The 13,453-nt window shown below is 64.3% G+C and carries 13 protein-coding genes; 7 read left to right on the top strand and 6 right to left on the bottom strand.

Translation table 11 applies throughout. The features are described from left to right. Positions 1–75: 75 nt before the first annotated feature. Together AB4Y34_RS35130 and ffh are read right to left on the bottom strand one after the other, a co-directional pair. Positions 76–627: a hypoxanthine-guanine phosphoribosyltransferase gene (locus AB4Y34_RS35130; RefSeq protein ID WP_018437636.1), complete on the bottom strand. Its 552-nt coding sequence runs from the start codon at positions 625–627 to the stop codon at positions 76–78. A gap of 158 nt (positions 628–785) precedes the next feature. Further along, a complete protein-coding gene (ffh, locus tag AB4Y34_RS35125; protein ID WP_176105005.1) occupies positions 786–2,153 on the bottom strand; it encodes a signal recognition particle protein in 1,368 nt (455 codons plus the stop codon). Between the two features lie 81 nt (positions 2,154–2,234). Between ffh and AB4Y34_RS35120 the strand changes: the two genes are divergently transcribed. The 7 genes from AB4Y34_RS35120 to AB4Y34_RS35090 all read left to right on the top strand — a co-directional run bounded on the left by AB4Y34_RS35120 (position 2,235) and on the right by AB4Y34_RS35090 (position 10,465). Beyond that, entirely contained in the window at positions 2,235–3,158 is a 924-nt protein-coding gene (locus AB4Y34_RS35120; protein ID WP_368718644.1) for an inner membrane protein YpjD, read from the top strand. Between the two features lie 8 nt (positions 3,159–3,166). Further along, positions 3,167–3,469 (top strand): PP0621 family protein, encoded by a 303-nt coding sequence (locus AB4Y34_RS35115; protein WP_176121894.1) that lies wholly within the window; start codon positions 3,167–3,169, stop codon positions 3,467–3,469. Further along, positions 3,466–4,062 (top strand): 1,6-anhydro-N-acetylmuramyl-L-alanine amidase AmpD, encoded by a 597-nt coding sequence (ampD, locus tag AB4Y34_RS35110; protein WP_368718643.1) that lies wholly within the window; start codon positions 3,466–3,468, stop codon positions 4,060–4,062. The genes AB4Y34_RS35115 and ampD overlap by 4 nt, the downstream gene beginning before the upstream one ends. Positions 4,063–4,595: 533 nt before the next feature. Further along, entirely contained in the window at positions 4,596–7,607 is a 3,012-nt protein-coding gene (locus AB4Y34_RS35105; protein ID WP_368718642.1) for a ribonucleoside-diphosphate reductase subunit alpha, read from the top strand. A gap of 585 nt (positions 7,608–8,192) precedes the next feature. After that, entirely contained in the window at positions 8,193–9,416 is a 1,224-nt protein-coding gene (locus AB4Y34_RS35100; RefSeq protein WP_176380934.1) for a ribonucleotide-diphosphate reductase subunit beta, read from the top strand. Between the two features lie 87 nt (positions 9,417–9,503). Then, on the top strand, positions 9,504–9,821 hold the full coding sequence (locus tag AB4Y34_RS35095; RefSeq protein ID WP_368718641.1) for a hypothetical protein: 318 nt from the start codon (positions 9,504–9,506) through the stop codon (positions 9,819–9,821). A gap of 29 nt (positions 9,822–9,850) precedes the next feature. Continuing rightward, complete coding sequence (locus tag AB4Y34_RS35090; RefSeq protein ID WP_368718656.1) at positions 9,851–10,465, top strand: histone H1-like DNA-binding protein; 615 nt, start codon at positions 9,851–9,853, stop codon at positions 10,463–10,465. A 233-nt stretch (positions 10,466–10,698) separates the two neighbouring features. Here AB4Y34_RS35090 and AB4Y34_RS35085 read toward each other — a convergent pair whose 3' ends face one another. The 4 genes from AB4Y34_RS35085 to AB4Y34_RS35070 form a co-directional block, all read right to left on the bottom strand. Beyond that, positions 10,699–11,175, bottom strand: a complete 477-nt coding sequence (locus AB4Y34_RS35085; protein WP_176105013.1) for a glycine zipper 2TM domain-containing protein — start codon at positions 11,173–11,175, stop codon at positions 10,699–10,701. Between the two features lie 25 nt (positions 11,176–11,200). Continuing rightward, a complete protein-coding gene (locus AB4Y34_RS35080) occupies positions 11,201–12,139 on the bottom strand; it encodes a carbohydrate kinase family protein (protein ID WP_368718640.1) in 939 nt (312 codons plus the stop codon). Positions 12,140–12,239: 100 nt separating this feature from the next. Next, complete coding sequence (gene tpx / locus AB4Y34_RS35075; protein WP_368718639.1) at positions 12,240–12,740, bottom strand: thiol peroxidase; 501 nt, start codon at positions 12,738–12,740, stop codon at positions 12,240–12,242. Positions 12,741–12,812: 72 nt separating this feature from the next. After that, positions 12,813–13,453 (bottom strand): DUF3426 domain-containing protein (locus tag AB4Y34_RS35070; protein WP_368718638.1); only part of this gene is annotated, 641 nt, incomplete at its 5' end.

The raw sequence follows: 13,453 nt of genomic DNA, 5'->3' as shown, positions 1-13,453 counted from the left end.
GCCGCCACCGTCGCAGCCATAAAAAAAGCAGCCGGGCAGGCTGCTTTTTTTTTCGCCGGTACGCGGATGCGCCGCTCACGCCCCCTCGGTCAACGCCCGAATGGTCGGCAGATTGCGCCAGTAGCCCTTCGCATCCATCCCGCAGCCGAACACGTACCGGTCCGGCACTTCGAAGCCGCAGTAATCGGGGCGCAGCGGCTTCGCCTTCGGAATGATCTTCTCGCACAGCACCGCGGACAGGAAGCGCTTCGCGCCCATCGCGAGAATGCGGTCGCGGATCGCGGCCATCGTCTCGCCTTCGTCGAGGATGTCGTCGAGCACGAGCACCACGCGATCCTTGACCGACTCGGCCGGCGCGACGCGCCATTGCATCTCGTTGCTGCCCTTCGTCGTATTGCGGTAGCGCGTCAGATGGATGTAGTCGAACTCGAGCGGGAAATCGAGGTGCGGCAGCAGCATGCCGGTGAACACCGCGGCGCCGCCCATCACCGACAGCACGAGCGGGAAGTCCTCGCTCATCTCGTCGCGGATGGCGGCCGCCATGCGGGCGATTGACGCAGTGACGTCCGAGGCCGAAACGATCTCTTCGGAATGTTGAAAAATCTGCAGGGCTTCTTCGCGGTTCATGACGTCTGACGGCCGATAACTGTATACATAGTGTGGGTGGCAACATCCCGAGGGACGTTCCCGCGAGGGACGACGCGATGCGCTACAGAATAAACCCGCACGATGCCGAAGTCAGCCACGCCGCGCATCGGCGCGAGCGCGCGCCGGTCCCATCAAGCTTAGCGCATGCCGGGCATCATGCCCTTCATGCCGCGCATCATCTTCTGCAGGTTGCCGCCCTTGAGCTTCTTCATCATCGTGCGCATCTGTTCGTACTGGTTCAGCATGCGGTTGACTTCCTGCACCTGCACGCCCGCGCCCGCGGCGATGCGGCGCTTGCGGGTCGCCTTGATCAGTTCGGGCTTGGCGCGCTCGGCCGGCGTCATCGAGTTGATGATGCCTTCCATGCGGCGCATCTGCTTCTCGGCCTGGCTCATGTCGGCGCCGGCGGCGGCCTGCTGGAACTGCGCGGGCAGCTTATCCATCAGCGACGACAAGCCGCCCATGCCCTTCATTTGCGAGAGCTGCGCGCGGAAATCGTTGAGGTCGAAGTCGCCGCCTTTCTTGACCTTGTCGGCGAGCTTCTGCGCGGCCTGCACGTCGACGCCGCGCTGCGCTTCCTCGACGAGCGCGAGAATATCGCCCATGCCGAGAATCCGGCTCGCCATGCGGTCGGGGTGGAATACTTCGAGGCCGTCGAGCTTTTCGGCGACGCCCACGAACTTGACCGGCTTGCCCGTCACGTGACGCACCGACAGCGCCGCGCCGCCGCGCGAATCACCGTCGAGCTTGGTGAGCACGACGCCGGTGAGCGGCAGCGCGTCGCTGAACGCCTTCGCGGTGTTGACCGCGTCCTGGCCCAGCATCGCGTCGACGACGAACAGCGTTTCCGCGGGCTTCAGCTCGGCGTGCAGCGCGGCGATTTCCTGCATCATCGCTTCGTCGATACCGAGACGGCCGGCCGTGTCGACGAGCAGCACGTCGTGATAGTGGCGCTTGGCCCAGTCGACCGCGGCCCGCGCGATGTCGACCGGCTTCTGGTTCGGCTCCGACGGGAAGAAGTCCGCGCCGACCTGCTCGGTCACCGTTTTTAGCTGCGCGATAGCGGCGGGACGATAGACGTCGCACGAAACCGTCAGCACCTTCTTCTTGTACTTCTCGCGCAGCAGCTTCGCGAGCTTGCCGACCGTGGTCGTTTTACCGGCACCCTGCAGACCCGCCATCAGGATGATCGCAGGCGGCGTGACGGCGAGATTGAGTTCGGAGGCCTTGCCCTCGTAATCGCCGCCGATCACCGCGGTCAGCTCGCGCTGCACCACGCCGACGAGCGCCTGACCCGGCGACAGGCTGGCGATCACTTCCTCGCCGAGCGCCTTCTCCTTGACCTTCGCGATGAACTCGCGCACGACGGGCAGCGCCACGTCGGCCTCGAGCAGTGCGAGACGCACCTCGCGCAGCATTTCCTGGGTGTTCGCCTCGGTGAGCCGGGCTTCGCCGCGCAGCGTCTTGACGACGCGCGCCATCCGTTGAGTCAGATTGTCGAGCATGGGGAGCGATGAACGGTGGGGCCCGCGCAGCGCGCGAAGCAGAAGGCGTCGCGGGGAAGGGCCCTAGTGTAAACTTCGAATATGGATATTGTACTGTATGCCCTCACCGGGCTTCTCTACGGCGGTCTTGCCGTGGCCGGCTGGCGCTCGCACCGGCACGCGGCCGTGCGTCCGCTGCTCGAGAGCGTGCCGCCGCTGCCCGATCAAGCCGTCCACGCGGGCGCTCTGGTGGCCTCCGGCATGAGCGCGCCCGGGCGCGCGCTGTTATTCGTCGCGCTGCTCGCTCACGGCGTCCTGCTGCATACCACGATCTTCCCGCAGAACGCGATGGTGTTCGGCTTCGCGTTCGCGCTGTCGGCGATGTTCTGGCTCGGCGCCGGCATCTACTGGATCGAAAGCTTCTTCTTCCCGCTCGACGGACTGCGCCTGCTGGTGTTGCCGCTCGCGTGCGTCGCATCGCTGCTGCCGCTTGGGTTCGGCGGCGTGCGCGTGCTGCCGTATGCGGCCGCGCCGATGTTCAAGCTGCACTTTCTGATCGCGAACATCGCGTACGGTCTGTTCGCGATCGCCGCGCTGCACGCGGTGCTGATGCTGGCGGTCGAGCGGCGTTTGCATTCGATGCGCGGCGCTCTCGCGCAGCGACACGCGGCGTCGGGCAACGGCTGGTGGTCGAGCTGGCTCGACACGCTGCCGCCGCTGCTCACGCTCGAGAAGCTGCTGTTCCGTCTGATCGGCGCCGGCTTCGTGCTGCTTACACTGACGCTGCTGTCGGGCATCCTGTTCAGCGAGCAACTGCTCGACCGCGCGTTGCGGCTCGATCACAAAACTGTGTTCGCGATTCTTTCGTGGGTGATGTTCGGCGCGCTGCTGACGGCGCGCAAGGTGTCCGGCTGGCGCGGCCGTGCGGTATTGCGCTGGGTGCTGGCCTCGTTCGTCGCGCTGTTGCTCGCGTACGTCGGCAGCCGTTTCGTTTTAGAGGTGCTGTTGCACCGGCCTGTAGTGTGAGCGTCCCCATGCGACAAATCTTTTTGCTGATTCTGCTGTTCATCGTCGGACAGTGGCTCGTGAAGGCACTGCGCCGCCACGACGCGCAACGCACCGGCGCGCGCGGCGCCAACGGTGCCGGCGCCGCGAATGGCGGCGCGCGTTCTTCGAATGGACAACAGCCGCAGCTTGCCGAACCGATGATTCGCTGCGTCGAGTGCGGGGTGCATGCACCGAAGAGCGATTCGGTCAGCGTCGCGGGGCAGGCGTTCTGCTGTGCCGCGCACGCGCAGCGCCACGGCGCGCGTCCGAGCGGCCGCGACGCCCGATGAGCGACGTCTTCACCGTCGATGCCGACGGCTGGGTTCCCGCCGCACGCAGGCTCCCCTCGCCGAACTTCGAAGCGCGGCCGCAAGGCGCGGTGCCGACGCTGATCGTCGTTCACAACATCAGCCTGCCGCCGAACGAGTTCGGCGGCACCGCGATTGCCGAGCTGTTCCAGAACACGCTCGACTGCGACGCTCACCCGTACTACGACTCGCATCTGCGCGGCGTGCGTGTGTCCGCGCATTTCGTGATTCACCGCGACGGCGCGCTCGAGCAGTTCGTGTCGTGCAATGAGCGCGCGTGGCACGCGGGACCGTCGAATTTTTTCGGCCGCGAGCGCTGCAATGATTTCTCGATCGGCATCGAGCTCGAAGGCAGCGACACCACCGCCTTCGAAGCGGCGCAATACCGCACGCTCGCCGCGCTAGTGAGCGCACTGAAGGCGCGCTATCCGATTGACGCGCTTGCTGGTCACTCCGACATCGCACCCGGCCGCAAGACCGATCCCGGTCCACATTTCGAGTGGCCGCGGCTGCAACGCGACACGTTGCTCGACGGTCGGTATTTCCCCTATCTCAAGTTTTCCGAATTGCGGTAATCCCCCTTCGCACGATCTTGCGTGATCCGCAGAGAACGAGGCGCAGCCTGCTTCTCCGGGGAGCTTATGCGCGTCGCGCGACGCAAAAGTCAAGACTTCGAGCGCAAATAAAACGGTTTGACCTGTCTCGAATCTCCACTATACTTGGTGCCGACAACTGAGTTTCGCACTATATCTTGTGTTGTGCTGTGAATAACCATGTGCATAACCGAGTGAATAAGAGTGGATAAGTCTGCGGCGCCCCGCTCCCCGAGCACGGCGCCGCAAGCATTCCAGACAGCGAAAAAAATTCCTGGGGCGCAGCCGTTGGGGGATCTCCGGCCGCATCCAGAAGCATTCAGGAAAGGACCAGCCAGTGATCGCGACCGACCCGATGAAGACCGTCATCAAATCGAACCAGGCTTCCTCGCAGTTGCATCCCGCCAACCGGCGTAGCCGGCCTTCCTGCACCTCATCGCTCGCGCACGCGACGGCGCGGCGTTCGATTTAATCCGCGGCACCCGCCGCCATTTCCAAGACCAGGAGCTTTGCACATGCAAACCACCGACAACGTGACGACCCGGTACGAGGGCTCACCGACTGGCCAGGCTTTCGGCCAGACTCACGGCGCACAGTCGCTCGCGCCGCAAGCGAGCTATGCCGACTACAAGGTGATCCGCCGCAACGGCACCGTGGTGTCGTTCGAGCCGTCGAAAATCGCGATCGCCGTGACGAAGGCGTTCCTCGCCGTCAACGGTGGTCAGGGCGCGGCGTCGGCACGGGTGCGCGAACTGGTCGAGCAACTCACGCAGAACGTGGTGCGCGCGTTGCTGCGCAGCCGTCCGAACGGCGGCACGTTCCATATCGAAGACATTCAGGATCAGGTCGAACTCGCGCTGATGCGCGGCGGTGAGCACAACGTCGCGCGTGCTTACGTGCTGTATCGCGAGAAGCGCAACCAGGCGCGCGCGCATGACGACCATGCCGATGCCGCGAGCACGCCGGGCCTGAACGTGACCGACAACGGCATCACGCGTCCGCTGGACATGGCCGCGCTGCGCGGCATCATCGAGTCCGCATGCGCGAACCTCGGCGACGCGGTGAGCGCCGAGCCGATCGTCGCGGAAACGGTGAAGAACCTGTACGACGGCGTGCCGATGAGCCAGGTGTACGACTCGGCTATCCTCGCTGCCCGCACGATGATCGAAAAGGACCCGGCTTACAGCCAGGTCACCGCTCGCATCCTGCTGCACACGATCCGCCGCGAGATCCTCGAAGAAGAAGTCACGCAAGCCGAAATGGGCGAGCGCTACGCCGAGTACTTCCCGCAGTTCATCAAGCGCGGCGTGCAAGCCGAACTGCTCGACGACAAGCTGCTGCAGTTCGACCTGAGGCGTCTGGGCGCCGCGCTCGACGCGAACCGTGACCTGCAGTTCGGCTACCTCGGTCTGCAGACGCTCTACGACCGCTACTTCCTGCATCACGACAACGTGCGTATCGAAATGCCGCAGGCATTCTTTATGCGTGTCGCGATGGGTCTGTCGCTGAACGAGATCGACCGCGAAGCGCGCGCGATCGAGTTCTACAACGTGCTGTCGAGCTTCGACTTCATGAGCTCGACGCCGACGCTGTTCAACTCTGGCACGCGCCGCTCGCAGCTGTCGTCGTGCTACCTCACCACGGTCGACGACGACCTCGACGGCATCTACGAAGCACTCAAGGAAAACGCGCTGCTGTCGAAGTTCGCCGGAGGTCTCGGCAACGACTGGACGCGTGTGCGCGCGCTCGGCTCGCACATCAAGGGCACCAACGGCAAGTCGCAGGGCGTGGTGCCGTTCCTGAAGGTCGTCAACGACACGGCGGTCGCGGTGAACCAGGGCGGCAAGCGCAAGGGCGCGGTGTGCGCGTATCTCGAGTCGTGGCACCTCGACATCGAGGAGTTCCTCGAGCTGCGCAAGAACACCGGCGACGACCGTCGTCGCACGCACGACATGAACACCGCGAACTGGATTCCCGACCTGTTCATGAAGCGCGTGATGGAAGGCGGCGACTGGACGCTGTTCTCGCCGTCCACCTGCCCGGATCTGCACGACAAGTTCGGCGCCGAATTCGAAGCGGCTTACACGGCTTACGAAGACAAGGTCGCGCGCGGCGAGATCAAGCTGTTCAAGAAGCTTCCGGCGGCGCAACTGTGGCGCAAGATGCTCGGCATGCTGTTCGAAACCGGCCATCCGTGGATCACGTTCAAGGACCCGTGCAACGTGCGCTCGCCGCAGCAGCACGTCGGCGTCGTTCACTCGTCGAACCTGTGCACGGAAATCACGCTGAACACCAGCGACGCCGAAATCGCCGTCTGTAACCTCGGCTCGGTGAACCTCGTCGCGCACCTGAAGGAACAGGCCGACGGCACGGTGGCGCTCGACCACGACAAGCTCAAGCGCACGGTCAGCGTCGCGATGCGCATGCTCGACAACGTGATCGACATCAACTACTACGCGGTCGCCAAGGCGCGTAACTCGAACCTGAAGCACCGTCCGGTCGGCCTCGGCATCATGGGCTTCCAGGACTGCCTGCACGTGCTGCGCACGCCGTACGCGTCGCAGGAAGCGGTCGAGTTCGCCGATCGCTCGATGGAAGCGGTTTGCTACTACGCGTACTACGCGTCGACCGAGCTCGCCGAAGAGCGCGGCCGCTACTCGAGCTACCGCGGCTCGCTGTGGGATCGCGGCATCCTCCCGCAGGATTCGGTGGCGCTGCTCGCCGAAGCCCGCGGCGGTTATGTCGAGGTCGATTCGAGCGAGTCGATGGACTGGCCGGCGCTGCGCTCGCGCATCGCGACCTACGGCATGCGCAACTCGAACTGCGTGGCGATCGCGCCGACCGCGACGATCTCGAACATCATCGGCGTGTCGGCGTGCATCGAGCCGACCTATCAGAACCTGTACGTGAAGTCGAACCTGTCGGGCGAGTTCACGGTGGTCAACGACTACCTGGTGCGCGACCTGAAGGCGCGCGGTCTGTGGGACGAAGTGATGGTCGCCGACCTGAAGTACTTCGACGGCACGCTGTCGCGCATCGACCGCATCCCGGCCGACCTGCGCGCGATCTACGCGACCGCGTTCGAAGTCGATCCGGTGTGGCTCGTCGAGTCGGCCTCGCGTCGTCAGAAGTGGATCGACCAGGCGCAGTCGCTGAACATTTACATGGCGGGCGCATCGGGCAAGAAGCTCGACGAGATCTACAAGCTCGCATGGCTGCGCGGTCTGAAGACCACCTACTATCTGCGCACGATGGCGGCGACGCACGTCGAGAAGTCGACGGTCGCGCACGGCGCGCTGAACGCGGTGAGCTCGGGTCATGACGGCTCGGGTGGCGCAGGCGGCGCGGCAGGCGGCTTCGGCGTGGGCGGCGCGACGGGTGGTGTGGCGGGTGGCGTGAGCGGCGGCTTCCAGGCAGCGGCAGCGACTGCCGCGGTCGCAGTCGAAGCAGCACCCGAAGCGGACGGTCCGGTCTGCATGATGCGTCCGGGCGATCCCGGCTTCGACGAGTGCGAGGCTTGCCAGTAACTAGAGGCAAGCAGCGGGAGCGATGCTTGCTAACTGCACACGAGGGTCGTAGGTGATGACCCGCAGGCGGCGAGCGACGCGCCCCGTTGATGAAGTAGAAGCAGGTCGATGAGCGGTGAGCAGTATCGAAGTCTCGCCGCTCGTCGATGCAGCGAAGCAACACAGCAGTTGGCAACACCGGACGATCGCTCGACATGGCATCGCACCTCAACCGCCAACGCTGACGCAACACGCTCGACGCGGCTCACCGCCGACTCTCGCGATGAGCGATTCGCGCGGCATCGACCGGTCCATCGATCAGTCGGCGGATGCCGCGAACACGCTGCGCAATACATATAGATAGAGCAACGAAACGTCGTGTCGAAACGTTGCTCTTCGAGTTCGCAAAGGACCTCGGCAACACATGTTCAACACGCGATCATCACGCGTCATTCGATGCGTGACTGCATGAGTCACACGCAGCATGTCGAACAAAGTGTTGTATGAACGTAGCAACGCGAATCGAAAACAGGAATTTTCGCGAGTGAGCTCTTTTATCGCTCGTGAAAAGATGGTACAAACCGTTCTAAATTGATGGTGACATTTATGCTCAACTGGGATGACGAGATCACTGCCGTAACTCCCTCGAGCGCGACGCAACCGAACGTGTTGCGCAACGCTGCGGGGTCGGTTGTGGGTTCGCAAATCGGAACGCGTTCCGCTCCTCATGCTCCCTCCGCTCAAGAAGTCTTCGCGAGCGACATCGCTGTCGCTCCCGTCGCTCATGCTGCCAACGCGGCGGCCGCTTCCGAAGCGCGCGTCAATGTCGCCGACAAGCGCATCATCAACGGCCAGACTGACGTCAATCAGCTGGTGCCGTTCAAGTACAAGTGGGCCTGGGAAAAGTATCTGGCGGGTTGCGCCAACCACTGGATGCCGCAGGAAGTGAACATGTCGCGCGACATCGCCCTGTGGAAAGATCCGAACGGGCTGACCGAAGACGAGCGCCGCATCGTCAAGCGCAACCTGGGCTTCTTCGTGACGGCCGACTCGCTCGCCGCCAACAATATCGTGCTGGGCACCTACCGCCACATCACGGCGCCCGAATGCCGCCAGTTCCTGCTGCGCCAGGCGTTCGAGGAGGCGATCCACACGCACGCTTACCAGTACATCGTCGAGTCGCTCGGTCTCGACGAGGGCGAAATTTTCAACGCGTATCACGAGGTCCCGTCGATCCGCGCGAAAGACGAATTCCTGATTCCGTACATCCACGTGCTGACCGACCCGGCCTTCAAGACCGGTACGCTCGAAGCAGACCAGACGCTGCTGCGCTCGCTGATCGTGTTCGCCTGTGTGATGGAAGGCCTGTTCTTCTACGTCGGCTTTACGCAAATCCTGGCGCTCGGCCGCCAGAACAAGATGACCGGTGCGGCGGAGCAGTACCAGTACATCCTGCGCGACGAGTCGATGCACTGCAACTTCGGCATCGACCTGATCAACCAGATCAAACTCGAAAACCCGCACCTGTGGACGGCTGAGTTCCGCGCCGAAATTCGCGCGATCTTCCAGCAGGCGGTCGAGCTCGAATACCGCTACGCCGAAGACACGATGCCGCGCGGCGTGCTCGGCCTCAACGCGTCGATGTTCAAGAGCTATCTGCGCTTCATCTGCAACCGCCGTTGCCAGCAGATCGGTCTCGATCCGCTGTACCCGAACGAGGAAAACCCGTTCCCGTGGATGAGCGAGATGATCGACCTGAAGAAAGAACGCAATTTCTTCGAGACGCGAGTGATCGAATATCAGACTGGCGGTGCGCTTTCCTGGGAGTGAGCCGGGATTCGCGTCGCGGATGGTTTCATTGATGGGGATGCCGCCGCCTGTGGCCGCGGCGCCCCGGGTTAGGAGCAGAACGGCCTGATGCAAAGCGTGCCCGGTGCCTTGACGGCCCACAAACATGACAGGCACTTTGCGGACCCTTCAGTGGGATGGGCAAACTTCCCCCCGGAAAAAGCCGCTGGCGTCGTTGCCGGCGGCCCGATCAAGCAATTGCCGGCGTCGCCTCGCGACGCCGACCAGATTTGGCGCGCGGTGCCTTGGGGCACGGCGCGCCTTACCGCATTCATTAGCGTAAGCGCGTTGCACCTGCGTACGCCGATGAATAGCCCGCTTGGTAGCGCGCGCCCTGAGAAGCGTCCGCGGGAAGCGGGTTTTGACGAAGGGTGTAGTTTGAACTGACCTCATCTGAAAACCTGAAGGAGAAAATGATGGCAACTGCAAAGAAAGCCGCGGCCAAGAAGACCGCAGCAAAGAAGACCGCAGCCAAGAAGGCTGCTCCGGCTAAGAAGGCTGCTCCGGCCAAGAAGGTCGCCGCGAAGAAGGTCGCAGTGAAGAAGGTCGCAGCGAAGAAGGTTGCAGCGAAGAAGGTCGCGGCAAAGAAGGCAGCGCCGGCGAAGAAAGCCGCAGTGAAGAAGGTCGCAGCCAAGAAGGTCGCGGCGAAGAAGGCAGCACCGGCGAAGAAAGCGGCGGCGAAGAAGGTCGCAGCGAAGAAGGTCGCAGCGAAGAAGGCGGCACCGGCGAAGAAGGCCGCAGCGAAGAAAGCAGCACCGGCGAAGAAGGCCGCGGCGAAGAAGACCGCTGCCAAGAAGGCCGCGCCTGCGAAAAAGGCTGCAGCCAAGAAAGCTGCACCTGCCAAGAAGGCTGCCGCGAAGAAGGCCGCTGCGCCTGCGAAGAAGGCTGCACCTGCGAAGAAGGCTGTCGCCAAGAAGGCCGCGCCTGCTCCCGCTGCTGCGCCTGCTGTCTCGAGCGCACCGGCGGCGACGGTGAAGACCGCGCTGAACCCGGCAGCGGCATGGCCGTTCCCGACGGGCAGCCGTCCGTAAGCGGTAGCTGTAGCAGTACGTCGACACATCGCACGATGTGTCGGATGACCGGGTCGTGCTCGAGCTGTTGCGAGCGCCACCCGGTCAATGTCCCGTTACCGGTGTGCCGGTGGCGGGTTTTTTTTTGCCGTCACCCGAAAGAAAAACACGCATGGACCCGTGAGGGCTCATGCGTGTGATGTCGTCGTCGCGGCGCTGAACTACGCGCGGCCGCGCGGGAGGGGAAACTGCGCTCAGTGCGTGACGCGCGTGACGCCGCCGCTCGACAGCAGCCTTACGCGATCGCCGGCGCGGAAGATTTCGCCGGTGGCAGTTTGGGTGATGGCGCGCATGTCGCCGTTGTCGAGCCGCACGGTGATTTCAATGCCGTCCCGCATCGCCACACGGTTTTCGATTGCATTGCCGGCGACCGCACCGCCGATGCCGCCGACGATACCCGTCGCGACTTGGCCACGTCCGCCGCCGAACGCAGTGCCGGCGAGCGCGCCGAGCGCAGCGCCGCCGAGTGCGCCGATGCCGATCGGCTGACCTTCGTTCGTGCTGATGCGCACCGCGCGTACGCTCTCCACCGTGGCCATGCGAACCGTCTGTTCGCGCTGCGCCTGCGAAGCGGTGAAAACGTCGGGAGAGCTGCTGTTGACCGCACATCCCGACATGGCCAGCGAACCGGCGATCACAGTGGCGACGATCAGGCGACTCGAGGTTCTCATTCCCAAACTCCCATAGCACGCGATATCAGTGCAGGTCGTATCCGAAGGCCTGCTTGAACCGCTCGTTGATTTCCGCCCGGCTGGGCGCGTAGTTTTGCGGGCCTTGATGCTCGATCTTCAGTGCGCCCATCAGGCTGGCGAGACGGCCGGTGGTGGCCCAACCGAGGCCCTTCTCGATACCGTAGAGCAAGCCGCCGCGGAACGCGTCGCCGCAACCAGTGGGATCGAGTACCCGCCTGGCCGTGACCGCCGGGATCTCTTCAATACCGCCGCCGTGATGGATCTGAGCACCCTTCTCGCCGAGCGTGACGATCAGCGCATCGACCTTGCTGGCGATCTGCTCGATCGACCAGCCGGTCTTGTTGCTCACCAGCGCGGCTTCGTAATCGTTGACCGCTACATAGGTAGCAAGTTCAATGACGCGCCGCAGCGTCTCGCCGTCGAACAGCGGCAAGCCCTGGCCCGGATCGAAGATGAACGGCACGCCTGCGGCGGCCAGCTGTTCGGAGTGTTGAACCATGCCGTCATAGCCGTCCGGCGCAACGATGCCGAGCGTCAGGCCCTTCACCTCGTCGGCGCGGTTCTGATGCGACCGCATCATCGCGCCCGGATGGAACGCGGTGATCTGGTTGTTCTCGAGGTCGGTCGTGATCATCGCCTGCGCCGAGTAGGTGTCGGGCACGACGAGCACGTTTTCCGTCGACAGGCCGAGCTCTGCGAGCCGGTCCAGATAGAGCTGCGCGTCGACGGCGCCGATCGCGCCCATGATGCGCGCGTCGCCGCCGAGCAGATTCAGCGCATACGCAATGTTGCCCGCGCAGCCGCCGAACTCGCGACGCATGGTCGGCACGAGAAAGCTTACATTCAGGATGTGGACCTGCTCCGGCAGGATGTGCTCCCGAAAGCGGCCTTCGAAGGTCATGATGTTGTCGTACGCGAGCGAGCCGCAGATGAGCGTAGCCAAGGCGAGCGTTCCTGTATGAAAACGGTGGGATGGGAAGACAGACGCGCCGCGCCGACGGTGCCGCGCGAGGCGCGGCGCCGTCGTTCGCGCGCGAGAGGGCTTACTTCAGCGCGGCGAGCGCTGCGTCGTAATTCGGCTCGTTCTTGATCTCGCCAACCAGCTCGGCGTGCAGGACCTTGTCGTTCTCGTCGAGCACGACGACCGCGCGCGCGGTCAGGCCGGCCAGCGGACCGCTCGTCACGTCGACGCCGTACGCCTGCGCGAACTCGTGGCCGCGGAACGTCGACGCGGTCACCACGTTCTCGATGCCCTCGGTCGTGCAGAAGCGCGACGCCGCGAATGGCAGGTCGCCCGACACCACGATCACGGCCGTGTTGCTGAGCTTCGCGGCGGCTTCGTTGAATTTGCGCGTCGACGTCGCGCAGGTCGGCGTGTCGAGACTCGGGACGATGTTGAGCACCTTGCGCTTGCCGGCGAAGTCGGCGAGCGTCAGCGGCTTCAGGTCGCGGCCGACCAGCGAGAATGCGGCGGCCTGCTGGCCGACCGACGGGAACGTGCCGCTAACTTCGATCGGGTTGCCACCCAGCGTGACTTGACTCATGTGTTGTGCTCCGAAAAGGGCGTCAGTGACGACAATGATGCGCCCGCTCGGGAGCGGGCGCGCGAGGGTGCGTTACGGATAAAAAATCTGTACGCGAAAATTGGAGGCGATCGCAGTGCCGGTGTCGAGGTGCACGATCATCGTCTGCGTCGCGTGCGCGGGGAGGCCGGCCGCGATCACGGTGCCGGGTGGCACGTAATCCTGCGGCCATAGCACGCGCCGCACGGCGACGTTGTTCTGATCGTCGAGCAGCGTGAGTTCGATCGCGGGATAGGCGAGCGCGATGTTCAGGCGGTTGTGCAGCGGCATCTTCAGCTCGAGCTTGTGCGGGCCGTCGATCTGCCGCAGATCGGAGGGCTCGACCAGCAAGCCTTCGATGTCGTGCGGCGGCGTCAGCTGGCAGCCGAGATGCGCGCAGGCCTGCGCATACAGGATCTGCGAGCGCGGCACGTTGACCATGATGGTCTCGCGCTGCCACCACGCGAGTTGCGCGAGCAGCGCAATGACGAGCAGCGCGGCGAGCACCACGCCGGCGACGATCCAGCCGACGCGACCGGCGTCCACCGGGCGGGTTTCGCGCATGACCGGGAACGGATCGTCGCCAGCGCTGATCGGCGGATTTACCGAGAACGGCTCGCCGCTCGATGGGGTGGGCGCCGGACCTCCCGGCGGGCGCCGGCCCCCGGGGCCGCCGGCGCCCGCAGCGCCCGCGG

Origin of the sequence: Paraburkholderia sp. BR10954 (assembly GCF_040965775.1) — a bacterium.
Classification (GTDB): Bacteria; Pseudomonadota; Gammaproteobacteria; order Burkholderiales; family Burkholderiaceae; genus Paraburkholderia; species Paraburkholderia youngii.
This window is presented reverse-complemented; position numbering and strand designations above follow the sequence as displayed.

What these genes read in the sequence shown, in the direction of transcription:
- AB4Y34_RS35130 (WP_018437636.1), bottom strand. Translation starts at nt 627, where the DNA reads ATGAACCGCGAAGAAGCCCTGCAGATTTTTCAACATTCCGAAGAGATC.
- ffh (WP_176105005.1), bottom strand. Translation starts at nt 2,153, where the DNA reads ATGCTCGACAATCTGACTCAACGGATGGCGCGCGTCGTCAAGACGCTG.
- AB4Y34_RS35120 (WP_368718644.1), top strand. Translation starts at nt 2,235, where the DNA reads ATGGATATTGTACTGTATGCCCTCACCGGGCTTCTCTACGGCGGTCTT.
- AB4Y34_RS35115 (WP_176121894.1), top strand. Translation starts at nt 3,167, where the DNA reads ATGCGACAAATCTTTTTGCTGATTCTGCTGTTCATCGTCGGACAGTGG.
- ampD (WP_368718643.1), top strand. Translation starts at nt 3,466, where the DNA reads ATGAGCGACGTCTTCACCGTCGATGCCGACGGCTGGGTTCCCGCCGCA.
- AB4Y34_RS35105 (WP_368718642.1), top strand. Translation starts at nt 4,596, where the DNA reads ATGCAAACCACCGACAACGTGACGACCCGGTACGAGGGCTCACCGACT.
- AB4Y34_RS35100 (WP_176380934.1), top strand. Translation starts at nt 8,193, where the DNA reads ATGCTCAACTGGGATGACGAGATCACTGCCGTAACTCCCTCGAGCGCG.
- AB4Y34_RS35095 (WP_368718641.1), top strand. Translation starts at nt 9,504, where the DNA reads ATGCAAAGCGTGCCCGGTGCCTTGACGGCCCACAAACATGACAGGCAC.
- AB4Y34_RS35090 (WP_368718656.1), top strand. Translation starts at nt 9,851, where the DNA reads ATGGCAACTGCAAAGAAAGCCGCGGCCAAGAAGACCGCAGCAAAGAAG.
- AB4Y34_RS35085 (WP_176105013.1), bottom strand. Translation starts at nt 11,175, where the DNA reads ATGAGAACCTCGAGTCGCCTGATCGTCGCCACTGTGATCGCCGGTTCG.
- tpx (WP_368718639.1), bottom strand. Translation starts at nt 12,740, where the DNA reads ATGAGTCAAGTCACGCTGGGTGGCAACCCGATCGAAGTTAGCGGCACG.